At 65.3% G+C, this 20,936-nt stretch carries 20 protein-coding genes; 11 read left to right on the top strand and 9 right to left on the bottom strand.

Annotated elements, in window-relative coordinates; genetic code table 11:
- Window positions 1-23: 23 nt before the first annotated feature.
- A complete protein-coding gene (locus tag RVU70_RS12150; RefSeq protein WP_363346600.1) occupies window positions 24-479 on the bottom strand; it encodes an MgtC/SapB family protein in 456 nt (151 codons plus the stop codon).
- Between the two features lie 149 nt (window positions 480-628).
- On the opposite strand from RVU70_RS12150, the gene RVU70_RS12145 reads away from it, so the two are divergent.
- Window positions 629-1,648 (top strand): adenosine deaminase, encoded by a 1,020-nt coding sequence (locus RVU70_RS12145; protein WP_363346598.1) that lies wholly within the window; start codon window positions 629-631, stop codon window positions 1,646-1,648.
- On the opposite strand, the gene RVU70_RS12140 is transcribed toward RVU70_RS12145, so the two are convergent.
- The 7 genes from RVU70_RS12140 to RVU70_RS12110 all read right to left on the bottom strand — a co-directional run bounded on the left by RVU70_RS12140 (window position 1,624) and on the right by RVU70_RS12110 (window position 10,887).
- Complete coding sequence (locus RVU70_RS12140; protein ID WP_363346596.1) at window positions 1,624-2,346, bottom strand: RlmE family RNA methyltransferase; 723 nt, start codon at window positions 2,344-2,346, stop codon at window positions 1,624-1,626. The genes RVU70_RS12145 and RVU70_RS12140 overlap by 25 nt on opposite strands.
- On the bottom strand, window positions 2,343-4,442 hold the full coding sequence (locus RVU70_RS12135) for an ABC transporter ATP-binding protein/permease (RefSeq protein ID WP_363346594.1): 2,100 nt from the start codon (window positions 4,440-4,442) through the stop codon (window positions 2,343-2,345). Before RVU70_RS12135 ends, RVU70_RS12140 begins: the two co-directional genes overlap by 4 nt.
- An 88-nt stretch (window positions 4,443-4,530) precedes the next feature.
- Complete coding sequence (locus RVU70_RS12130) at window positions 4,531-4,866, bottom strand: integration host factor subunit alpha (protein ID WP_363351312.1); 336 nt, start codon at window positions 4,864-4,866, stop codon at window positions 4,531-4,533.
- A 221-nt stretch (window positions 4,867-5,087) separates the two neighbouring features.
- The gene (locus RVU70_RS12125) at window positions 5,088-5,912 is read right to left on the bottom strand and encodes a carbon-nitrogen hydrolase family protein (RefSeq protein ID WP_363346592.1); all 825 of its coding nucleotides are present in this window, start codon (window positions 5,910-5,912) and stop codon (window positions 5,088-5,090) included.
- A gap of 125 nt (window positions 5,913-6,037) precedes the next feature.
- Window positions 6,038-6,652, bottom strand: coding sequence for a TetR family transcriptional regulator (locus RVU70_RS12120; RefSeq protein ID WP_363346590.1), 615 nt, complete (start codon window positions 6,650-6,652; stop codon window positions 6,038-6,040).
- Window positions 6,649-9,768 carry an efflux RND transporter permease subunit gene (locus RVU70_RS12115; RefSeq protein ID WP_363346588.1) on the bottom strand — a complete coding sequence of 1,040 codons (3,120 nt, stop codon included), beginning with the start codon at window positions 9,766-9,768 and terminating at the stop codon, window positions 6,649-6,651. The genes RVU70_RS12120 and RVU70_RS12115 overlap by 4 nt, the downstream gene beginning before the upstream one ends.
- Before the next feature lie 15 nt (window positions 9,769-9,783).
- Complete coding sequence (locus RVU70_RS12110) at window positions 9,784-10,887, bottom strand: efflux RND transporter periplasmic adaptor subunit (protein WP_363346586.1); 1,104 nt, start codon at window positions 10,885-10,887, stop codon at window positions 9,784-9,786.
- A gap of 319 nt (window positions 10,888-11,206) precedes the next feature.
- On the opposite strand from RVU70_RS12110, the gene dnaK reads away from it, so the two are divergent.
- The 5 genes from dnaK to pyrF all read left to right on the top strand — a co-directional run bounded on the left by dnaK (window position 11,207) and on the right by pyrF (window position 16,135).
- Window positions 11,207-13,099 carry a molecular chaperone DnaK gene (gene dnaK, locus RVU70_RS12105; RefSeq protein WP_363346584.1) on the top strand — a complete coding sequence of 631 codons (1,893 nt, stop codon included), beginning with the start codon at window positions 11,207-11,209 and terminating at the stop codon, window positions 13,097-13,099.
- Between the two features lie 126 nt (window positions 13,100-13,225).
- A complete protein-coding gene (gene dnaJ, locus RVU70_RS12100; RefSeq protein WP_363346583.1) occupies window positions 13,226-14,347 on the top strand; it encodes a molecular chaperone DnaJ in 1,122 nt (373 codons plus the stop codon).
- 11 nt (window positions 14,348-14,358) lie between these two features.
- Entirely contained in the window at window positions 14,359-14,652 is a 294-nt protein-coding gene (locus RVU70_RS12095; RefSeq protein WP_363346582.1) for an HNH endonuclease, read from the top strand.
- Between the two features lie 182 nt (window positions 14,653-14,834).
- A complete protein-coding gene (locus RVU70_RS12090; protein WP_363346580.1) occupies window positions 14,835-15,446 on the top strand; it encodes an rRNA adenine N-6-methyltransferase family protein in 612 nt (203 codons plus the stop codon).
- Window positions 15,446-16,135, top strand: coding sequence for an orotidine-5'-phosphate decarboxylase (gene pyrF / locus RVU70_RS12085; protein ID WP_363346578.1), 690 nt, complete (start codon window positions 15,446-15,448; stop codon window positions 16,133-16,135). Before RVU70_RS12090 ends, pyrF begins: the two co-directional genes overlap by 1 nt.
- Here pyrF and RVU70_RS12080 read toward each other — a convergent pair.
- Window positions 16,132-16,272, bottom strand: coding sequence for a hypothetical protein (locus RVU70_RS12080; RefSeq protein ID WP_363346576.1), 141 nt, complete (start codon window positions 16,270-16,272; stop codon window positions 16,132-16,134). The genes pyrF and RVU70_RS12080 overlap by 4 nt on opposite strands.
- Window positions 16,273-16,362: 90 nt before the next feature.
- Here RVU70_RS12080 and RVU70_RS12075 point away from each other — a divergent pair, with 90 nt between their 5' ends.
- The 5 genes from RVU70_RS12075 (at window position 16,363) to hpnE (ending at window position 20,860) form a co-directional block, all read left to right on the top strand.
- On the top strand, window positions 16,363-16,575 hold the full coding sequence (locus RVU70_RS12075) for a ChaB family protein (protein ID WP_363346574.1): 213 nt from the start codon (window positions 16,363-16,365) through the stop codon (window positions 16,573-16,575).
- A gap of 90 nt (window positions 16,576-16,665) precedes the next feature.
- Window positions 16,666-17,820 (top strand): glycosyltransferase, encoded by a 1,155-nt coding sequence (locus RVU70_RS12070; protein WP_363346572.1) that lies wholly within the window; start codon window positions 16,666-16,668, stop codon window positions 17,818-17,820.
- 57 nt (window positions 17,821-17,877) lie between these two features.
- Window positions 17,878-18,756 (top strand): squalene synthase HpnC, encoded by an 879-nt coding sequence (gene hpnC / locus RVU70_RS12065; RefSeq protein ID WP_363346570.1) that lies wholly within the window; start codon window positions 17,878-17,880, stop codon window positions 18,754-18,756.
- Window positions 18,753-19,619 carry a presqualene diphosphate synthase HpnD gene (gene hpnD, locus RVU70_RS12060; protein ID WP_363346568.1) on the top strand — a complete coding sequence of 289 codons (867 nt, stop codon included), beginning with the start codon at window positions 18,753-18,755 and terminating at the stop codon, window positions 19,617-19,619. The genes hpnC and hpnD overlap by 4 nt, the downstream gene beginning before the upstream one ends.
- Complete coding sequence (gene hpnE, locus RVU70_RS12055) at window positions 19,616-20,860, top strand: hydroxysqualene dehydroxylase HpnE (protein ID WP_363346566.1); 1,245 nt, start codon at window positions 19,616-19,618, stop codon at window positions 20,858-20,860. The genes hpnD and hpnE overlap by 4 nt, the downstream gene beginning before the upstream one ends.
- The last annotated feature ends 76 nt before the right edge of the window (window positions 20,861-20,936 follow it).

Here is a 20,936-nt window from a genome sequence, read left to right as displayed (position 1 = left end):
GTGCGGGCGCATGCGACGAAACGTTACTTTTGGCCTTCGCGCTTCGCCTGCGCCGATTCTTGCGCCCCTTCCTGTTTGAATGGCGTGATAACCTTCAGCGTCACGAAGGTCATGGCGGCGATTGCGATTGCAACGTCGTAGGTCCCCAGCGCAACGGCGGCGCCGACCGCGCCGGTCGCCCAGAGACTCGCCGCCGTCGCCGTGCCATGAACGGAAGCGCCGGTTTTGAGAATAGCGCCGCCGCCGATAAAGCCGATGCCGGTAACGACGCCCTCGACAATGCGGGCGATTCCTTCCGGGGAATTGACGAGCAACGCTTCGGCCGCCTGAATGAAGCCGCAAGATGCGATCGCGACCAGCGGAAAGGTTCTCAGCCCGGCGCTTCGGTCTTCCCTTTCGCGATCCCAACCAATGGGCAAAGCGAGGATATAGGCTGCGCCAAGGGCGGCGAGATGCGGGAGAATTTGAAATCGATCCATGAGGCGCTCGTTCGCTCGCCAGCCGCCCAGGGCTCAAGACAATATGGATCGCGCGCGCCGCAGAGGAAGCCATGCGCGAGCTTTGCTCCGCGGGACCTCGAGTGCGCCCTATATGCCTGATTACCTGCCAGACAGACGCGGAAGCCCGTATGCTTGATACTGAGCGCTTCATAGCCCGCCTCCCCAAGGCCGAACTGCATCTTCACATCGAAGGCGCGCTGGAGCCCGAGATGGTCTTCGCGCTGGCCGCGCGCAACGGGGTCGCCCTGCCCTACGCCTCGGTCGAGGCCCTGCGCAGCGCCTATGACTTCGAGAACCTCCAGGAGTTTCTCGACCTCTATTATCAGGCCACGCAGGTTCTGCTGACGGCGCGCGATTTTCACGATCTCGCGGCGAGCTATCTGCGCCGCGCCCGCGACGAAAATATCCGCCACGCCGAGATCTTTTTCGATCCGCAGGCGCATCTGCGCCGCGGCGTCGCGTTTGAGGCGATCATGGAGGGATTAACGGGGGCGTTCGACGCAGCGGCAAGCGCGGGCGGCCCGACGTCGCGTCTCATCATGTGTTTTCTGCGCGATCTCGACGAAGCGGACGCCCTGGAGACCTTCGACAAGGCGCGTTCCTGGCTCGATAAGATCGCCGGCGTCGGCCTCGACTCGGCGGAAGCCGGCAATCCGCCGTCCAAATTCGCGCGGCTCTTCGAGCGCGCCCGCGCCATGGGGCTCCATGTCGTCGCGCATGCCGGCGAGGAAGGGCCGGCGGCTTATGTTGCGCAGGCGCTCGACATTCTCGAGGTCGAGCGGATCGACCATGGCGTGCACGCGATCGACGACCCCGCGCTGGTCGAACGGCTCGCCCGTCATCGCGTCCCGCTCACGATTTGCCCGCTCTCCAATATCCGGCTCCGCGTCTATCCGGACATGCGCGCTCATCCCATTCGCCGGCTGATGGCGCAAGGCGTAGTGGCGACGGTGAATTCAGACGATCCCGCCTATTTCGGCGGCTATGTGAACGCCAATTATCTGGCGGTGGCGCAGGCTTTTGCGCTCACCCCGGCGGAGATCGCGACGCTGGCGAAAAACAGTTTCGAGGCGTCCTTCCTTGCGGAAGCGGAAAAGCGACAACTGATCGCCGACGTCGAGGCTTACGCGGTCTCGACGGGCGACTGATCGCCGCGGCCGCGAAACCCCGTCGCCAGCACGTAAAGCTCGGCGGAATCGGCCCGGCTCGCCGCCGGCTTCACATGCCGCACCACGGCGAACGCGCGCTTGAGGCGCGCGAGCAACTGCCCCTCGGTGCCGCCCTGCAACACCTTGGCGACGAAAAAGCCGCCCGGCGCCAGAACGTCCATCGCAAATTCCGCGGCAAGCTCGGCGAGCGCGACGATGCGCAAATGATCCGTCTGCTTGTGACCCGTGGCGTTGGCCGCCATGTCGGACATGACGCCGTCCGCTTCGCCGCCGAGCATGGCCTTGATGACGTCCGGCGCGTCGTTGTCGTTGAAGTCCTTCACCGCAAATGTCACGCCCGGGATCGGCTCCATGTCGAGCAGATCGACGCCGACGACCTTCCCCTTGCCGTCCTTCGCCTTCACGCGGTCGGCCGCCACCTGCGACCAGCCGCCCGGGGCCGCGCCGAGATCGACGATGCGACCGCCGGGCTTCAAGAGATGGCAGCGGTCGTCCATCTCGATGAGCTTATAGGCGGCGCGCGAGCGATAGCCCTCGCGCTTGGCGCGCGCCACATAGGGGTCGTTCAACTGGCGCTCGAGCCAGAGCGTCGAGGAAAGCGACCGCTTGCGCGCGGTCTTCACCCGCGTCTTCAGCGAGCGCCCGCCTTCGCGTCCCGACCCTTTGCCCTCGCTCATGCATGCACCTTGTCGCGCGGCGCGAACAGCCCGTCGGCCCGCTCTTCCATCTCGATCTGGCGCGCGTGATAGTCGAGCAGGGTCGAGCGGTGGCCGATTGAGACGATCGTCGTCTTCGGCAGCTGGTCCCGCAGCATGCGATAGATTTCGCCCTCGAGCTTCTCGTCGAGCGCGGAGGTCGCTTCGTCGAGGAACAGCCAATCCGGCTTGGCGAGCAGGGCGCGAGCGATGGCGACGCGTTGCTGCTCGCCGCCCGACAGCCTTTGCCCCCAGTTGTTGTTCACGTCCAGCTGGTCGACGAAAGGCGCGAGCCGCGCCGCGATGAGCGCGGCCTCTATGTCGCTGCGCACGAAATCCTCGACAGCGGCGGGATAGACGACGGCCGCGGCCAACGTCCCCATGGGGATATAGGGACGCTGCGGCGCGAGCATGAGGCTTGCGCCCTGGGGCAGCGCCACCGAGCCCGTCGCATGCGGCCAGATTCCGGCGATGGCGCGAAACAACGTCGATTTGCCCGAGCCCGAGGGGCCGGTGAGCAGCACGGATTGACCCGGCTCGAACGACAGCCTGTCGACCTGGACGATGCGGCGCCCGTCGGGCAGCGACAAGGTCAGATCGGCAAGCGCAAGCGCCTCCCCGCTCGCGCGAGAAACGACGCGGGCGCCCTCGCTTCGCGCGCGCGCGACGTCGATCGTCTCGTCGAAGGACGATAAACGATCGAGCACCGACTTGAACTGCGCCAGCGACGTGTAATAGTTGATGAAGAAGGTGAGCGCGCTTTCAACCCGCGCGAAGGAGCTGGCGGTCTGGGTCATGACGCCGAGCTGAATGCGCCCGGCGAAATAGAAGGGCGCCGTGATCACGTAAGGAATGATCGGCGACAGCTGGCCATAGGTGGCGGTGAAGATCATCAGCTGCTTGCGCTTGACGACAATCGACAGATAATTGAACACGATGCCGCGAAAGCGCTGCAACAGCGTCCCCTGTTCTGCATTTTCGCCGGAAAGCAGCGCGATCTGCTCGCTATATTCACGCAGGCGCGCCAGCGAGAAGCGGAAATCGGCCTCGCGCCGCTGTTTGTCGAAATAGAGGGTCGTCAAGCGCCGGCCGATGATATGGGTGATGACCGTGCCGAGCGTGGCGTAGGCCAGAACCACCCAGAACAGAAAGCCCGGGATATAGAAATTCGTGCCGGGAAGGGGGTAGTTTCCCGACAGCTCCCAAAGCACGAAGGAGAAGGAGACGAGCGAGCTGACCGTCGAGATCAGCAGGATGGAATAGGAGTAAATGCCATAACCCTCGTCGCCGCCATTGATGAAGCGGTTGACGTCTTCGGCGATGCGCTGGTCGGGGTTGTCGGCCGGGCCGCCCGCAAGCGTCATGCCGTAATGCGTATGTCCCCCGAGCCAGCGGGCCACGTAATGTTCGGTGAGCCAACGCCGCCAGCGAATGATGAGCATCGACTGGATGACGAACTCCATCACCGCAATCGCGACGTAGAAGAATGCCCAGGGCGTGAATACGAAGAGCAGCTGACGCCAGAATTCGGCGGCGTTCTTCTCCTGAATGGCGTTGAACCAGTCGCGGTTGAAGAAGGAGAGGCGGACGGTGATGCCGACCTGCCCCTGGTTGATGAGCACCAGCACGACAATCATGGCGATGGCGATGGCGCTTTCGCGCGCAGCAAAGCGCGGAAAGGGCCAGACGCGCCCCTCGCCGCGATCCTGCGAATCGAAATAGAGATCGGCGATGCGCGTCATCTCAAGCACGACGGGGATGCGCGACACGGCATAGACGGCGATCGAAAAGACGGCGACGGTGACAGCCATGCTCTCAGGCGGGGCATAGGCTGCGAGAGCGCCCGGCCAGCCGCCTTCCGCCTGCACGAGCCTGATCAGACCGAAGACAATGGTTTCAGTCGAGAAGATCGCCGCGAAGATCTTCATGAAGCTCGACATCTCCGCCCCGCGCCAGGTGGTGTAGGCGCACAGCGCAGCGGCGACGGCGAGAATAAAGAGGTCGGTGTCCGCCATATGCGCGCCCGACAGCGCGGCAAGCACGGCGAAGGCGGCGACAGCCGCGCTCAGTTTTCGCATCTTTGGCCCTTTGAGGATGGCGGCGCCGACGCTGCGGGCGACGGCGCGAAAGCGCTCCCCTCACCTTTGCACGGCCGGCGACTTCTTCTCAATCATCCTCTTCGGGGATGACGGCGTCGCCGTTCACATGCGCGACGAGCACGGGAGACGCCTTGAAAGTGAGCACACGGCGCGGCGTAATTGTGGCCTCGACGCCGGTTTTTGGATTTCGGCCGACGCGCTCGCGCTTTGCGCGCACATTAAATGTGCCGAATGAACGGAGTTTGACAGATTCCCCGCGCAGCAGGGCCTCGCTGATTTCCTCGAAAGTGGAATCGAGGATCTTGCGCGCTTCCGCCCGGGACAGGGTCGGGCAGCAGCTGTATACGGCCTCCCGCAGCGCGGCGCGCGTTAATGTGCTTCCGGACTCGTTCTTTCTTACCATGCGGGACAAACACGAACTCGAGGGAGCGCCGCTCTCAAGATGACCGAAGTGGACACGTTTTCACAACTCTCCAGCGACGCGGCAAAACGGATTTATGTACGCGAGCGCAACAGCTTACGGAGGCGCATACTATTCAGAAACAATGGATTTGACAAGGCCGCGGCGAAGCTTCGCCATAATAATGGCTCAGCCTCGCCTCAATTAAACAGTAAAGCTTTAGGTTAAACCGCCAGCTTTACCTTGTGCTGAGACACGGGGATCATCGTCCGGACTTTGCGGATGCGATCAACGTCGACATAGGACGAGACGAGGCCCGGCCCCTCGGACGCCTTGGCGACGACATGGCCCCACGGGTCGGCGATCAGCGAATTGCCGTATGTGAAGCGCGTCTCGTGCCCGGCCTTGTGCGCGCCGGTCTGCGCGGGCGCGCAGAGATAGGCTTGCATTTCGATGGCCCGGGCGCGGCACAGCACCTCCCAGTGGTCCTTGCCGGTCACGAGGGTGAAGGCGGCGGGAAGGGCGACAATGTCGACGCCCTTGTCGGCAAGCGCCTGGAAAAGATAGCAGAAACGCAGATCGTAGCAGATGGCGCAGCCGACCTTTAGCCCGTCGCAGTCATAGGTGACGACTTCGTCGCCGGGCTTGAAGGCGGCGCTCTCATGATATTTGGCGCCATCCGGAGCGGTAATGTCGAACATATGGATCTTGCGGTAGCGCGCGACCTCCTGGCCCTCGCGGTTGAAGGCGACGGTCGTATTATGCAGGCGCTCTTCGCCCGGGATTTTTTCGAGGATCGAGCCGGCGTGGATGAACACTTTGTGTTCGCGGGCGAGCCGGCTGCACATCTCATAGGCCGGGCCGCCCGGCAGCTCCTCGGCCGCCGCCATCTTCTCGGCGCGCGAGCCGCCAATAAAGTCGAACACTTCCGGAAGGCAGATCCAGTCCGGCTTCTCCTGCTCGACTGCGCGCTCGATGAGCGCCTTTGCATTGGCGAGATTGACGGCCTTGTCGCCAATCGAGTTCATCTGAACCAGGGTGACCTTCATAACGGCTCTGCTGTTCCTCTGCCGCGCGGGCGCGCGTTCTTTCGTTTCCTGCGCACATCATACACAAGCGTCGCCGGCCGCGTATAGCCCGCGGGCGCGTGGAAAGTGACCTTACGGCGAAGGTTCTAGCGGGAAACGCCGCGGCGTAGCGCGGCAAGGCAGAATTCGACCATCTGCACGCTCGCCGGCTCGGGGCGATCGGCGCATTCCACCATCAGGCGCGGATGGCAGAAGCGGATGCACGCGGTATGCACGAGCTTGGCGGCGAGACCAGCGTCCCCCTTCTCGAATTCGCCAGCGTCCATCCCCGCCGCGATAACGGCTTCGAACAGCGCGTCGATGCGATCGATATGCTCGTCAATCGTCGGCCAGTGCTGGTCGAGCGCGGCCTCGACCATATCGTGGAGTTTACGGTCGGCGATGTAACGATCCGCGTTCAGCGACTCGATCGACACAATAAGCGCCCGCAGGCGCTCGGCGGCCGAGCCCTGCCCGAAAGCGATCCGACGCGCCGCCGCCTCGACCTCGCCCATCAGCTGCCGGGCGACTGCAACGTGGATCTCCGCCTTGGAGCCGAAGAAGCGATAGACGTTGGCCGGCGACATGCGCAGTTCGCGCGCAATGTCGGCCACCGTCGTTTTCTGGAAGCCGATCTCCCGAAACAGCCGCTCGGCCGTCGCCACGATGCGCGCGCGCGTTTCCGCCTCGCGGGAGGCCGGCGCCTCGGTCACATTGCTCATTCGGCGGCCTCCTCGGCGAGCCTTTGGCCGAGCGCAACGGACTCCGCCGCGCTTGCCGGACGGGCGTCGAGATGCTTGCGGAACCAGAGGGCGTAAAGGGCAGGCAAGAATAGCACCGTCAGGAAGGTCGCGACAAACAGTCCGCCCATGATGGTCAGCGCCATGGGCCCCCAAAAGGCGGAGCGCGACAGCGGGATCATCGCGAGAATGGCGGCGAGCGCCGTCAGCGCGACAGGACGGACGCGCCGCACCGTCGCGCCGATGATCGCCTCGCGGTAATTGGCGCCGTTTTCGAGGTCCTGGCGCACCTGATCCACGAGGATGATCGAATTGCGCATATCCATGCCGGAGAGCGCGAACAGGCCAAGAAGGGCAACGAAGCCGAAGGGCGCGTGAGCGAGGTTGAGCGCGAGAGACGCGCCGATCAGGCCGAGCGGCGCGCTCATCATGACGAGCGCGACGCGGGTGAAATCCTGCAGCTGGAACATGGCGATCGTCAGCATGAACAAGATCACCACCGGAAACACCACGAAGATGGAGGCGTTGCCCTTGGCCGATTCTTCGATCGCGCCGCCCATTTCGATGCGGTAGCCCACGGGCAGGTTGTCCCGAATCCCGGCGAGCTTGGGCCAGACCCGCGTCGAAACGTCGGGCGCCTGAACGCCGTCCTTGACCCCCGAGCGTACGGTGATCGTCATATTGCGGTTACGCCGCCAAATGATCGGCTCCTCGTGCTCATAGGAGATCTTGGCGACCTGCGAGACGGTCACCGGCTTGCCGTCGCGCGAATAGACGACAAGATCGCCGAGCCGCCCGAGGTCGCCGCGCTCGCCCGGAACGGCGCGCGCGATCACGTCGATCTGATCGATGCCGTCGCGCAGCGTCGTGACGGTGACGCCGGAAATCGCCATGCGCAGACGGTTGGAGACGTCCTGCGGCGTCACGCCGAGCAGGCGGACGCGGTCCTGGTCGATGACGAGCCGCACGCTCGGGCTCTGTTCGTTCCAGGAAAGATGCGGATCGTCGACGCCCTCGTCCTGCTCCATCACGTCGCGAATCTGATAGGCGATGGCGCGCACCTTCTGCGGATCGGGTCCGATGACGCGAAACTGCACGGCGAAGCCGACTGGCGGACCATAGGAGAAGCGGTCGACGCGAGCCCGCGCCTGTGGCACGGCGCCGTTGGCGATCGCCGCTTCGAGCCTTTTCTTGAGGCGCTCGCGCGCCGGGATGTCCTTCGCAACGATCACCATCTCTGCGTAGGATTCATTGGGCAGCTGCGGATTGAGCCCCAGCCAGAAGCGCGGCGGCCCCTGGCCGACATAGGTCGTGTAAAAGGCGGCGTCGGGATCGTCCTTGACCAGCGCCTCAGCCTGTTTCGCCGCGTCGAGCGTCGCCCCGATCGCCGAGCCTTCGGGCATCCGCATCTGGAAGAACAGCTCCAGCCGCTCGGCATAGGGGAAGAACTGCTTCTGCACGACGACCATGCCGAATGTCGCAAGGCCGAACACGCCCGCCGTCGCGCCGATCACCAGCAGGCGATGATCCACCGCCCAGGCGATGACGGCCCGCAGGCGCGTGTAGAAAGGCGTCCGATAAATTTCGTCGGGGTCCTGGTGAGGATGGAGCTTGCCGAAATCGGGCAGGAGCTTCACGCCGAGATAAGGCGTGAACATCACCGCGACCAGCCAGGAGGCCAGGAGGGCGCTGAGCAGCACCCAGAACATCGAGCCCGTATATTCGCCGACGCCCGAGGCGGCGAAACCCACGGGCAGGAAGCCCGCCGCCGTGATCAGCGTTCCGGTGAGCATGGGAAAGGCCGTCGACTCCCAGGCGAAGGTCGCGGCTTTGATGCGAGTGTAGCCCTGCTCCATCTTCACCATCATCATCTCGACCGCAATGATGGCGTCGTCGACGAGAAGGCCGAGAGCGATGATGAGCGCGCCGAGCGAAATACGCTGCAGGTCGATGCCCATCAGATACATGAAGATGAACACGAAGGCGAGCACCAGCGGCACGGAGAGCGCGACGACAATGCCCGTGCGGAAGCCGAGCGAGACGAAGCTCACGCCGAGCACGATGACCAGCGCCTCGATGAACGAGCGGGTGAATTCGCCGACGGCCTCCTCGACGACTTTCGGCTGGTCGGCGATCTGGTCGATCTCGATGCCGATCGGCGTCTTGGCGCGAACTTCTGCGACGGCCTCCTCGACCGAAGCGCCGAATTTGAAGACATTGCCGCCCTTGGCCATCACCGCGCCGACGATAATGGCGGGCTGGCCCCTGTAGCGCGCGATGAAGGACGGCGGGTCCTCGAAGCCGGCGTAGACATTGGCGATGTCGCCGAGGCGGATAATCTTGCCGTTCGCCGGCACCGGAATGGCGGCGATGGCGTCGGACCCTTTCAGCTCCTCGGTGACCTGGACGCGGATACGGTTCGAGGAAGTCTCGAAAACGCCCGCGTCGGTGACGGCGTTCTGTTTGGCGAGCGAGTCGAAGATCGCCTGCGGCTCGACGCCGAGATTGGCGATCTTCGCTTCGCTGAACTCGACGTAGATGCGGCGCATCTGCTCGCCGTAAACGTCGACTTTCATCACCTCCGGCGTCTCGATGAGACGCTGGCGCAAAACCTCGACGACCTTGTCGAGCATATTGTAGTCGGCGCCGTCGCCGGTCACCGCGTAAAGCACCGAGTCGACGTCGCCATACTCGTCGTTGATCTGCGGCCCGCGCACGCCCGCCGGAAGATCGTTCTTGATGTCGTTGAGCTTCTTGCGCAGCTGGTAGAAGAGCTGCGGGATTTCCTTGGGCGGCGTCGTGTCCTTGAACGTCACCTGCATCGCCAGGAAGCCGGGCTTGGTATAGGTCTCGATCTTGTCGAGAAAGGGCAGCGTCTGCAGTTTCTTCTCGTAAAGGTCGGCGACCTGGTCGCGCATCTCCTGCGCGGTCGCGCCCGGCCATTGCGCAGAAATATTCGCGACCTTGATGGTGAAGGACGGATCCTCGGCGCGTCCGAGCCGCAGATAGCAATAGACGCCCGCCGCGCTGATCGCGAACATCAGGAACAGCATCAGCGCCGGGCGCGAGACCGCCCACCGGGAGAGATTGAAGCTCATGCGCCCCTCCTCTCCTTACAGCGTCTCGCGCGTCATCACGCGAACCTTGCGGCCGGCCTCCAGCTTGTGAACGCCGAGCACGACGATCTGGTCGCCGGGGGCGACGCCCCCCGAGACGAGAGCCGCGTCCGAATCGAAGCGCACGAGCTTCACCGGGGCGAGCTGGAGCCGCCCGTCGACGTCGACTTTCCACACCGCCGGACCCTGGCCCTGGTTGTAGAGAGCCGAGAGCGGCACGCTCATCATCTGCTCGGCGCCGTTCGCGGCGATTGAGAGCGTGGCGCTCATGCCGAGCGCGACCGCGGAATCGGGGTTGAGGATCGCGTAACGCGCGGCGAAAGTGCGGCTCGCGGCGTCGGCGGAGGGGCTCAGCTCTCTGAGCTTGGCGCGGTAGCTTTTGGCCTTGTTCGACCAGAGCGTGAGCGTCGCCGCGCCCTTGTCGGCGAGCGGCGCGAAATCCTCCGGCAGCGCCACCGCCGCCTCCAGCTCGCCCGAATGCGCGAGGCGGATCGCGGTCTGGCCCGCCGCCACGACTTGCCCGGGTTCGATCAGCGCCTGCGTCACGACGCCGTCGCCGTCCGCTCGGAGCGTCGCGTAATTGAGGGAATTGCCCGCAAGCTCCAGCGCGCGCTCGGCGCGCTGGAGACGCCCGCGCGCCTCCTGCGCCGCGGCGCGGATGCGGTCGAGCGTGGCGTCAGTCGTCCAGCCGTTCTTGCGCAGGGCGAGCGCGCGCTTCTCGTCGCCCAAGGCCTGCGCCACCACCATTTTGGCCGCCGCGTGTTCCGCCTCCGCCTGCTCCTTCTGCAGCCTGAAGTCGTTCTCGTCGAGGGAAGCGAGCGGCTCGCCGGCCTTCACCTTCTGGCCGGTCTGGACAAAGCGCTTCACCACCTTGCCGGTTACGCGGAAGCCGAGATCCGATTCGACCCTGGGGCGGATCGTCGCGACGAATTCCCGCGCCTGCGACTGCGCCGCGAGGCGGGGATTCGTCACCAGGACCGGCCGGTCGTCTTGCGCGTCCCCGCTGCCTTCGCCCGATTTCCCGCAGGCGGACAGGCTAAAGCCGGCGAGCGCCGCCACGATGAGCAGGGGCGAGAAAACCGATTTGGAAAATTGGGTCATGGCCGCGCGGCGCCTCCTGCGCCAGAACGGATGCGACAACTGACGACTTTTAAAAAATATCACTCATCACAAAATGGTCAAGGCGCCGTCCAGGCAAAGTTGCGCCCATAATGGTTACCAGAAGCTTGGCGGCGTGGCGGCTTGTCGCGGCGGATTCCTTCTTCTATATGCGGCCAGCCCTTGCGGCAGAGTGGGGCAAATACAATCTTGGGATCGACAGCGCCTTTGGATCGCGCGGCGGGCTCATGGCGAGCCGCCGTCCTGAGGCGTCGAAGGGACCGCTTCGGGGTCCAGATTCGAAAGCGAAAGGAAGAACAATATGGCCAAAATTATCGGCATCGACCTTGGCACGACCAATTCCTGCGTGGCCGTCATGGAGGGGTCGACCCCAAAAGTCATTGAGAATGCGGAAGGCGCCCGCACGACCCCGTCGATCGTCGCCTTCACCGACGACGGCGAGCGCCTCGTCGGCCAGCCGGCGAAACGTCAGGCGGTGACGAACCCCGACAAGACTTTCTTCGCCATCAAGCGCCTGATCGGCCGCACCTTCGACGACCCGATGACCAAGAAGGACATCGGCCTCGTTCCCTATAAGATCATCAAGGCCAACAATGGCGACGCCTGGGTCGAGGCGGCGGGCAAGCAGTATTCGCCCTCGCAGATCTCGGCCTTCATTCTGCAGAAGATGAAGGAGACCGCGGAGGCTTTCCTCGGCCAGACCGTCACTCAGGCCGTTATCACCGTTCCGGCCTATTTCAACGACGCCCAGCGTCAGGCGACCAAGGACGCCGGCAAGATCGCGGGTCTCGAGGTTCTGCGCATCATCAACGAGCCGACGGCGGCGGCTTTGGCCTATGGCCTCGACAAGAAGCAGTCCGGCACCATCGCCGTCTACGACCTCGGCGGCGGCACGTTCGACGTCTCGATCCTCGAGATCGGCGACGGCGTTTTCGAGGTGAAGTCGACGAACGGCGACACCTTCCTGGGCGGCGAGGACTTCGACAACCGGCTCGTCGAATATCTCGCGGGCGAGTTCAAGAAGGAGCAGGGCATCGACCTGACGAAGGACAAGCTCGCGCTCCAGCGTCTCAAGGAAGCCGCCGAGAAGGCCAAGATCGAGCTTTCCTCCGCCACGCAGACCGAGATCAACCTTCCCTACATCACGGCCGACGCGACGGGTCCGAAGCATCTGACCCTCAAGCTCACCCGCGCCAAGTTCGAGGCGCTGGTCGACGATCTGATCCAGCGCACGGTCGAGCCCTGCCGCAAGGCGCTCAAGGACGCGGGCCTCTCCGCGGCCGAGATCGACGAAGTGGTGCTCGTCGGCGGCATGACCCGCATGCCGCGCGTGCAGGAAGTCGTGAAGCAGTTCTTCGGGAAGGAGCCCCACAAGGGCGTCAACCCGGACGAAGTCGTCGCCATCGGCGCCGCCGTGCAGGCGGGCGTTCTGCAGGGCGATGTCAAGGACGTGTTGCTGCTCGACGTGACCCCGTTGTCGCTCGGCATCGAGACGCTCGGCGGCGTGTTCACGCGCCTCATCGACCGCAATACGACGATCCCGACCAAGAAGAGCCAGGTGTTCTCGACCGCCGAAGACAATCAGCAGGCCGTGACCATCCGCGTCTTCCAGGGCGAGCGCGAAATGGCGGCGGACAACAAGCTGCTCGGCCAGTTCGACCTGATGGGCATTCCGCCGGCCCCGCGCGGCGTGCCGCAGATCGAGGTGACCTTCGACATCGACGCGAACGGCATCGTCAACGTCACCGCGAAGGACAAGGCGACCAACAAGGAGCAGCAGATCCGCATCCAGGCTTCGGGCGGTCTGTCCGACGCCGACATCGACAAGATGGTCAAGGACGCCGAACTGCACGCCGCCGAGGACAAGGAGCGGCGCGAACTTGTCGACGCGAAGAACCACGGCGAAGCCGCGATCCACGGCGCCGAGAAGTCGCTCAGCGAATTCGGCGACAAGGTCTCGGGCGCCGACAAGAGCGCCATCGAGGCGGCCGTCGCGGCGCTGAAGACGGCGCTCGAGGGCGACAACGCCGAGACCATCAAGGCCAAGACCAATGAGCTGGCGCAGGCCTCGATGAAACTGGGCGAGGCGATGTACAAGGCTCAGCAGGCGGGCGCCGACGCCGGCGCGACCGATGCTCCGAAGGACGACGTGATCGACGCCGAGTTCAAAGACGTCGGCGACGACAAGAAGTAAGCGCCAATGGCGCTGGCTTTGCATGGCCTGAAGGGCTAGCCAACAGAAGCCCGGCGTGGGAGCGCCGGGTTTCCTTGCGTTCAGGCCTTCCCCGCCGATGCACCCTTTGGATTCGACGACCTGACCATGTCCAAGCGCGACTATTACGAAGTTCTCGGCATATCGAGGACGGCCACCGAAGTTGAAATGAAGATCGCCTTTCGAAAGGCGGCGATGCAATGTCACCCCGATCGCCACCCCGGCGATACGGAGGCGGAAGCGCGTTTCAAGGAGCTGAACGAGGCCTACCAGTGCCTCTGCGATCCGCAGAAGCGCGCGGCCTATGACCGTTTCGGCCATGCGGCCTTCGACCAGGGCGGCGGCTTTGGCGGCTTCGGCGCCGGCGAGGGCTTCGGCGCCTCCATGGCCGATATTTTCGAGGATCTCTTCGGCGACGTCATGGGTCGGCGCGGGCGCTCCGGCGGGCGCGAGCGCGGCTCCGACCTGCGCTACAACATGGAGATCACGCTCGAGGAGGCCTTCAACGGCAAGACCGCCTCGCTGAAGATACCCACCTCCGCCACCTGCGAGGCCTGCGCCGGGACCGGCGCCAAGAAGGGCTCCAAGCCCAAGACCTGCACGACCTGCGCCGGGCATGGCCGGGTGCGGGCGCAACAGGGCTTCTTCGCGATCGAGCGCACCTGCCCGACTTGCCAGGGACGCGGCGAGATCATCGAGAACCCCTGCCCGTCCTGTTCGGGCTCCGGCCGCAAGACGGTCGAGCGTTCGCTCTCTGTCAATGTGCCGCCCGGCGTCGAAGACGGGACGCGCATTCGCCTCGCCGGCGAAGGCGAAGCCGGCGTTCGCGGCGGGCCGTCGGGCGATCTCTACATCTTCCTCTCGGTCAAGCCGCATCCCTTTTTCCAGCGCGACGGCGCCGACCTTTACTGCCGCGTGCCGATCTCCATGGTCCGCGCCACGCTCGGCGGCGAGATCAAGGTTCACGGGATCGACGGCTCGGAGATCAAGGTGAAGGTCCCGGAGGGCGCGCAATCCGGCAAGCAGATCAAGGCCAAGGGCAAGGGCATGCCGGTGCTGCGCGGCCGCGAGCATGGCGACCTCCATGTGCAGCTTTCCGTCGAGACGCCGCAGAAGCTCACCAAGCGGCAGAAAGAATTGCTCCTGGAGTTCGAGAAGGAGTCCTCGCACGAGACGCATCCCGAGGAGCATGGCTTCTTCGCGCGGATGAAAGATTTGTTCGGAGGATAGGCGCGACGACAATGTCGGCCCCGATTCGAGAGACCTGTCCCTTATGCGCGCGCGAGCTCGGAGGCGCGCGCATCACCGAGCATCATCTGGTTCCTCGCCGCTATAAGGGCAGAGAAACGCGGCTGATGCACGCGATCTGCCACCGCAAGATCCACGCGACGTTTACCGATCAGGAGCTGCGCGACCGCTATCACAGTTTCGAGCGGCTCCTCGAGCATGAGGACATTCAGTCGTTCGTCGCATGGGTGCGCGGCAAGCCGCCGGGTTTCTATGTCGGCACGAAGATGAGCCGGCGGCGAAAATAGGGGCAGATGGCCTGGTCCCGCCATGACGCGCGAGAACGCGCGTCTGGAGCGTCAGGCCAGCCACCTCGTGCAACGCTTCCTCGCGTTGTCTTTCACCAGCGCCTCCCCTATTGTCGCGCCGCGGCCCCGTGAACGGGGCCGTTTGTATAGGCCACAGAAGCCTTTTTTCAGGGAAGCCGCCCTTGCCGGACCAGAAAAGCTCGCTCGCTGACAACGCCCGCTTCATCAAGCAGTGGCTCGAAAATCCGCGGCTCATCGGGGCTGTTTCTCCCTCGGGTCCGGCGCTCGCCCGGACCATGGCGAGCTTCGTCGACCTCTCACGCGACGGACCGATCCTCGAGCTCGGTCCCGGCACCGGGCCGGTCACCAAGGCGCTGCTTGCGCGCGGCGTTGCGCCCGAGCGGCTGGTGCTCGTCGAATATGAAGGGCGCTTCTGCAAAATGCTCGGCGAGCGCTATCCGGGCGTGCGCGTCGTGCAGGGCGACGCCTACAATTTGAGGAAGACGCTCGACGGCAGGATCGACGGCCGCGTCGCGACGGTCGTCTCGAGCCTGCCGCTGCTCGTGCGGCCCGAGCGCGACCGCGTGACGCTTCTGCATCAGGCTTTCGAACTGATGGGCGACGAGGGGCTCTTCATCCAGTTCACCTACGGCCTCACCAAATCGCCGATGCCCCTCCACGCTCATGACGTCAGCGGGGCGTATGTCGGCAAGGGCTCGGCCCCGATCCTCATGAACATTCCGCCCGCCCGCGTCTGGCGCTACCGCAAGGCCGGCCACGGCGGCAGGCCGTAATGGACGACAAGGCCCGGGACCGGCTGATCGTCGCCCTCGACGTCGACACGGTCGAGGCCGCGCGCGCGCTCGTCACGACGCTCGGCGACGCTGTCTCCTTCTACAAGATCGGGATGGAGCTCGCCTACGGCGGCGGGCTGGCGCTGGCGCAGGAGCTCAAAGACGCCGGCAAGCGCGTCTTCATCGATCTCAAACTTCACGACATCGGCGCGACCGTCGAGCGCGCGACGCGCCAAATCGCGCGCATGGGCATGGATTTCCTCACCATCCACGCCTATCCGCAAACGATGGCGGCCGCCCGCGCCGGGGCGGGGGATTTGAAGCTCCTCGCCGTGACGGTGATGACGTCCTATGACGACGCGGACCTCCAGGAGGCGGGCTTCGCCTTTGGCGTCGCGGATCTCGTCGCCCGCCGGGCGGCGCAGGCGAAGGCCGCGGGCGTCGACGGGCTGATTCTCTCGCCGCTGGAGCTCTCCGCGATTCGCCCGCTCGTCGGGCCACAGATGCTCCTCGTCACCCCTGGCGTGCGTCCCGCGGGCGCCGACGCCGGCGACCAGAAGCGCGTCATGACGCCCGCTCAGGCCATCGCGGCGAGCGCCAACCATATCGTGGTCGGCCGTCCGATCACCCGCGCCGCCGATCCGCGCCGGGCGGCGGAAGCGATCGTGGCGGAGATCCACGGACTTTAGCGGCTTCCGCGCTCGCCGAAATAGGGCGCCTCCGGCGTGCAATCGGGCGTCGAGCACCTTGGCTTGTAGGCGTAGGGAATCATTGCGGCGATGAACAAGCCGACCCCCAGGGCGATGATCGCGACTTTGTAATTCATGGCGGTCTCCTCTAACGTCTCCCTGTTTCAACCAAGGGAGCGTCCTCGCGTCCGTGACAATGTCGCTGCCGGACGCGCCGCCTTTCGACCTTGCCCTACCAGACCAACGCCGACTTGCCCGAAAATCTCCAGCGCCTGCTGCCGCCGCATGCGCAGGACATTTACCGCGCCGCCTTCAACAACGCCTATTTCGCCCATGAAGGCGACCCCCGGCAGGAGGAGGCGGCGCACCGGATCGCCTGGGCCGCCGTGAAACGTAGCTATGTCCGCACGCCAGAGGGGTGGCGGCTGCGCGACGACTAAAGAGCGTCGAGACCCGCTGGCCAGGGTCGCCGTGGAGTGCTAGAAGGCGCGAGCGGGCATTGATCTCTTTAGCATTCCTCGACGCACGCCATGCTCCTGACCCTCATCGCGCTCATCGCGCTCGCCGCCTGGCTCTATCTGCTGATCTTCAATTCCGGCTTCTGGCGGCTGACCGAACACGACAGCAAATTCGTTCCCCAAGGCGCGAGCGTCCCGGAGGGAACTCATGTGATCGCCATCGTCCCGGCCCGGGACGAGGCGGAAGTCATCGCAACGAGCCTCGCCTCGCTCCTGCGCCAGAATTTTCCCGGCCGCTTCGAGATCGCGCTCGTCGACGACGCCAGCACGGACGGCACGGCGGATCGGGCGCGCGCCGCCGCAAAGACCGAGGCCGCGGCGGACCGCCTCACGATCCTCTCCTCCGGCGGCCCCGCCGGGGGATGGACGGGCAAGATCGCCGCCATGCATCGCGGCTTCACTTATGTTCGCAGCCTGCCCGAGCAGCCGGACTTCGTGCTCTTCTGCGACGCCGACATCGCCTTCGAGCCGCATGTGCTCTCGCGGCTTGTCGCGGGCGCGACGGCGCGTGGGGCGGTCCTCTCCTCTCTGATGGTCAAGCTGCGCTGCGAGAGCCTCGCCGAAAAATGGTTCATCCCGGCCTTCGTCTTCTTCTTTCAAAAGCTCTACCCCTTCCGCGCGGTCAACAATCCCAAGAGCAAGGTGGCGGGCGCGGCGGGCGGCGTGATGCTCGTCCGCCCCGAGGCGCTGGCGGCCGCTGGCGGCCTGCCGGCGATCCGCGACGCGCTTATCGATGATTGCGCCTTGGGGGCGCTGATGAAGAAGCAGGGTCCGATCTGGCTTGGCCTCACCGACGACGTCTACAGCCTGCGACCCTATCCGCGCCTCAGGGACATCGAGCGGATGGTGACGCGCTCGGCCTATGCGCAGCTCAACTACTCGCCGCTGCTGCTCGCCGGCGCGGTCCTCGGCATGGCGCTCGTCTATCTCGCGCCTCCGGCCCTCGCCTTCACCGAATCGCCGACCCGGGAGATTGCGCTCGTGGCCTGGCTGATCGGCGCCCAGGCCTATATGCCCAGTCTGCGCTTTTACGGCCTGTCCCCGTTGCGCGCCTTCGCTTTGCCGGCGGTCGCGGCGTGCTATACGTGGTTTACCGCCGTCTCGGCCTGGCGGCACATCCGCGGCCGCGGCGGCGAATGGAAGGGCCGTTACCAGGCGCCTGCGTGACCGTCCGGCTCTTTGCGGCGGCGGGCGGCGCGGACTCGAGGGGCATTGGCTGCGTAAATGATCGACATTGCCGACACGAGTTCGGGCAAGACGCATCGCGACGAGAATTTCCCCGTCGCCTCGGTTCTGATCGCGCCGCAAAACCGCGCGCCGATCATGGCCTTCTATGACTTCGTGCGCGCCGCCGACGATATTTCCGACCATCCGACCCTAACCCGGCAGCAAAAGCTCGACCTGCTCGAGCGGCTCGATCTGGCGCTGATGAACCGCGGCCCCGAAGAGCCCGTCGCCACGCGTCTGCGGGACGCGTGTCGCGCCCGCCGGCTCGACCCGCAGCATGCGCGCGACCTCATCACCGCCTTCATGCGCGACGTGACCTATCTGCGCTATCGGGACTGGGACGACCTCATTTATTACTGCCGCTATTCCGCCATGCCGGTCGGCCGCTTCGTCTGCGACGTGCATGGCGAAAAACCCGAACGCGTCTGGGCCGCGAACGACGCGCTCTGCGCCGCGCTGCAAGTCATCAATCACCTGCAGGACTGCGGCAAGGACTATCGCAATCTCGACCGCGTCTATGTCACGGCCGAATCGCTTGCCGCCCATGGGGCGCGGGTCGAGATGCTCGCGGAAGCGCGCGCGCCGGCGCCGCTTCTCGCCGCCATCCGCGACCTGAACGAAAAAACCGAGGCGTTGCTCGCGCAGGCGCGTCCCTTCGCCGATCTCATCAGCGATACGCGCCTCGCCATGGAAGTGGGCGCGATTCAAGTGCTGGCGGAAACGCTGACCGCGCGGCTGCGCGTGGCTGATCCGCTTTGCGACAAGGTGCACGCCGGCAAGCTCGGCTTCGCGTTCGCCGGCGTCCGGGGCGCGCTCGGCGCGCTGGTGCGGCGCGCCGTGCGTCCGCGCCGGGCTGCCGCGGACGCAACGTCATGACGATGGAAACCATGACCGACATCGCGCCCCTCAAGACGCAGACCGTTGCGGTCAAGAGCTCCTTCTACCTCGCGATGCGCATTCTCGAGCCGGCGCGCCGCGACGCCATGTTCGCCATCTACACGTTCTGCCGCGCCGTCGACGACATCGCCGACGACGAGGGCGACCGCGCGGCGCGGCGCGACGCGCTCGATCAATGGCGTTACGATCTCGACGAACTTTACGCGGGACGCATTCGCCCGCGCAGCGCCTTTCTCGCTGACGCGGTGCGCCGCTTCAGACTCGACCGCGCGGATTTCGAGGCGGTCATCGACGGCATGATGATGGACGTCGAGGAGGATATACGCGCGCCGAACTGGGAGACACTCGAAATCTACTGCGATCGCGTGGCGAGCGCCGTGGGCCGTCTGTCGGTGCGCGCCTTCGGGCTTGTCGAGGACAACGCCGCCGAGCTTCCGACGGGGCCGAAGCTTCTCGCCTATCATCTCGGCCGCGCGCTCCAGCTCACCAATATTCTGCGCGACCTCGACGAAGACGCCGCGCGTGGACGCCTCTATTTGCCGCGCGAAGCGCTGGAGGAAGCGGGCGTCGCCACGCATGCGCCGCATGCGGCGCTCGCCAGTCCCTCCCTCGACGCCGCCTGCGCGCCGGTGCTGCATCGCGCGCGTGAGCATTTCGAGCAGGCCGATCTGGTGATGACGGGCCTGCCGAAATCCGGCGTCAAAGCGCCCTATCTGATGGCCGCCGGCTATCGCTCGATCCTCGACCGCCTCGCCGAGCGCGGTTTCTCGCCGCCGCGCGCCCCGGTGCGCATGTCGCGCGTCAAGCTTATCGGCGCTTTGCTCAGACACGCCTTCCTGTGACCGAAACGATCCACATCATTGGCGCGGGATTGGCCGGCCTCTCCTGCGCGGTGCGTCTTGCCGACGAGGGGCGGCGCGTCGTCCTTCATGAAGCCGCCCGTATGGCGGGCGGGCGCTGCCGCTCCTATTTCGACGCGACGCTCGACCTTGTCATCGACAACGGCAATCATCTGTTGCTTTCGGGCAATAAGGCCGCGCGCGATTACGGCGCGCGCATTGGCGCGAGCGATGCGCTGGTCGGCCCGGACGAATGCGAATTCGCTTTCCTCGACTATGAAACGGGCCGACGCTGGCGGCTGCGGCCCAACGCCTCGCAAATCCCCTGGTGGATTTTCTTTGCTGACCGACGCGTGCCGGGAACGGGTCCGCTCGATTATCTAGACGCCGCCAAGCTGCTCTTCGCCAAGGATGGCGCGACCATCGGCGAGACGATGCGCTGCGACGGCGTTCTTTACGACAAGCTCTGGCGGCCGGTGATGCTCTCCGCGCTCAACACCGAGCCGCGCGACGCCTCGGCGACGCTTGCGGGCGCCGTGTTGCGCGAGACGCTCGCCGCCGGCGGCGCCGCCTGCCGGCCGCTTGTCGCCAAAGCCGGGCTCGGCCACGCCTTCATCGAGCCGGCGCTGGCCAAATTGCAGGCGCAAGGCGTCGAACCCCGCTTCGGCGCGCGACTGCGCGAAATTGTCTTTGCCGAGAATTGCGTCTCTGCGCTGCGTTTCGGCGACGCTGAAATCGCGCTCGGCGACAAGGATCGCGTCGTGCTCGCCGTCCCGCCGTGGAGCGCGACGGAACTCGTGCCGGGCCTCATGGCGCCCAATGACTATCGCGCCATTCTCAACGTTCATTTCAAGATCGCGCCGCCGCCGGGCCAACCATTGCTCTTCGGCATGGTCGGCTCGCTGTCGGAATGGCTCTTCGCCTTCGACGACAGGCTTTCCGTGACGATCAGCGGCGCGGATCGGCTGATGGACGAGGCGCGCGAAGAACTCGCCGAAACAATCTGGACCGAGGTCGCCGCCGCGACGGGCCTGCCGCAGACGCTGCCGCCCTGGCAGATCGTGAAAGAAAAGCGCGCGACCTTCGCGGCGACGCCGGCGCAGGAGGCCCGCCGGCCGGGCGCGCAGACGGCCTGGCGCAATCTCTTCCTCGCCGGCGATTGGACGGCGACGGGACTGCCGGCGACGATCGAGGGGTCGATAAGGTCGGGTTACAGGGCGGCCGAATTGAGCGGCCGCCCTTAATGCTCATTACTGCGCCACTGTGTGGACAACGGCAGCAGCAACGCTAATTCAAAGACGCCTGACGAGGCGCAGAAGC

Origin of the sequence: Methylocystis echinoides (assembly GCF_040687965.1) — a bacterium.
Taxonomy (GTDB): Bacteria; Pseudomonadota; Alphaproteobacteria; order Rhizobiales; family Beijerinckiaceae; genus Methylocystis; species Methylocystis echinoides_A.
Note: the sequence above shows the minus strand (reverse complement) of the source record. Positions and strands in the feature narration are given on the sequence as shown.

Coding starts and splice junctions, on each gene's coding strand:
- RVU70_RS12150 (WP_363346600.1), bottom strand. CDS start 479: ATGGATCGATTTCAAATTCTCCCGCATCTCGCCGCCCTTGGCGCAGCC.
- RVU70_RS12145 (WP_363346598.1), top strand. CDS start 629: ATGCTTGATACTGAGCGCTTCATAGCCCGCCTCCCCAAGGCCGAACTG.
- RVU70_RS12140 (WP_363346596.1), bottom strand. CDS start 2,346: ATGAGCGAGGGCAAAGGGTCGGGACGCGAAGGCGGGCGCTCGCTGAAG.
- RVU70_RS12135 (WP_363346594.1), bottom strand. CDS start 4,442: ATGCGAAAACTGAGCGCGGCTGTCGCCGCCTTCGCCGTGCTTGCCGCG.
- RVU70_RS12130 (WP_363351312.1), bottom strand. CDS start 4,866: ATGGTAAGAAAGAACGAGTCCGGAAGCACATTAACGCGCGCCGCGCTG.
- RVU70_RS12125 (WP_363346592.1), bottom strand. CDS start 5,912: ATGAAGGTCACCCTGGTTCAGATGAACTCGATTGGCGACAAGGCCGTC.
- RVU70_RS12120 (WP_363346590.1), bottom strand. CDS start 6,652: ATGAGCAATGTGACCGAGGCGCCGGCCTCCCGCGAGGCGGAAACGCGC.
- RVU70_RS12115 (WP_363346588.1), bottom strand. CDS start 9,768: ATGAGCTTCAATCTCTCCCGGTGGGCGGTCTCGCGCCCGGCGCTGATG.
- RVU70_RS12110 (WP_363346586.1), bottom strand. CDS start 10,887: ATGACCCAATTTTCCAAATCGGTTTTCTCGCCCCTGCTCATCGTGGCG.
- dnaK (WP_363346584.1), top strand. CDS start 11,207: ATGGCCAAAATTATCGGCATCGACCTTGGCACGACCAATTCCTGCGTG.
- dnaJ (WP_363346583.1), top strand. CDS start 13,226: ATGTCCAAGCGCGACTATTACGAAGTTCTCGGCATATCGAGGACGGCC.
- RVU70_RS12095 (WP_363346582.1), top strand. CDS start 14,359: ATGTCGGCCCCGATTCGAGAGACCTGTCCCTTATGCGCGCGCGAGCTC.
- pyrF (WP_363346578.1), top strand. CDS start 15,446: ATGGACGACAAGGCCCGGGACCGGCTGATCGTCGCCCTCGACGTCGAC.
- RVU70_RS12080 (WP_363346576.1), bottom strand. CDS start 16,272: ATGAATTACAAAGTCGCGATCATCGCCCTGGGGGTCGGCTTGTTCATC.
- RVU70_RS12070 (WP_363346572.1), top strand. CDS start 16,666: ATGCTCCTGACCCTCATCGCGCTCATCGCGCTCGCCGCCTGGCTCTAT.
- hpnC (WP_363346570.1), top strand. CDS start 17,878: ATGATCGACATTGCCGACACGAGTTCGGGCAAGACGCATCGCGACGAG.
- hpnD (WP_363346568.1), top strand. CDS start 18,753: ATGACGATGGAAACCATGACCGACATCGCGCCCCTCAAGACGCAGACC.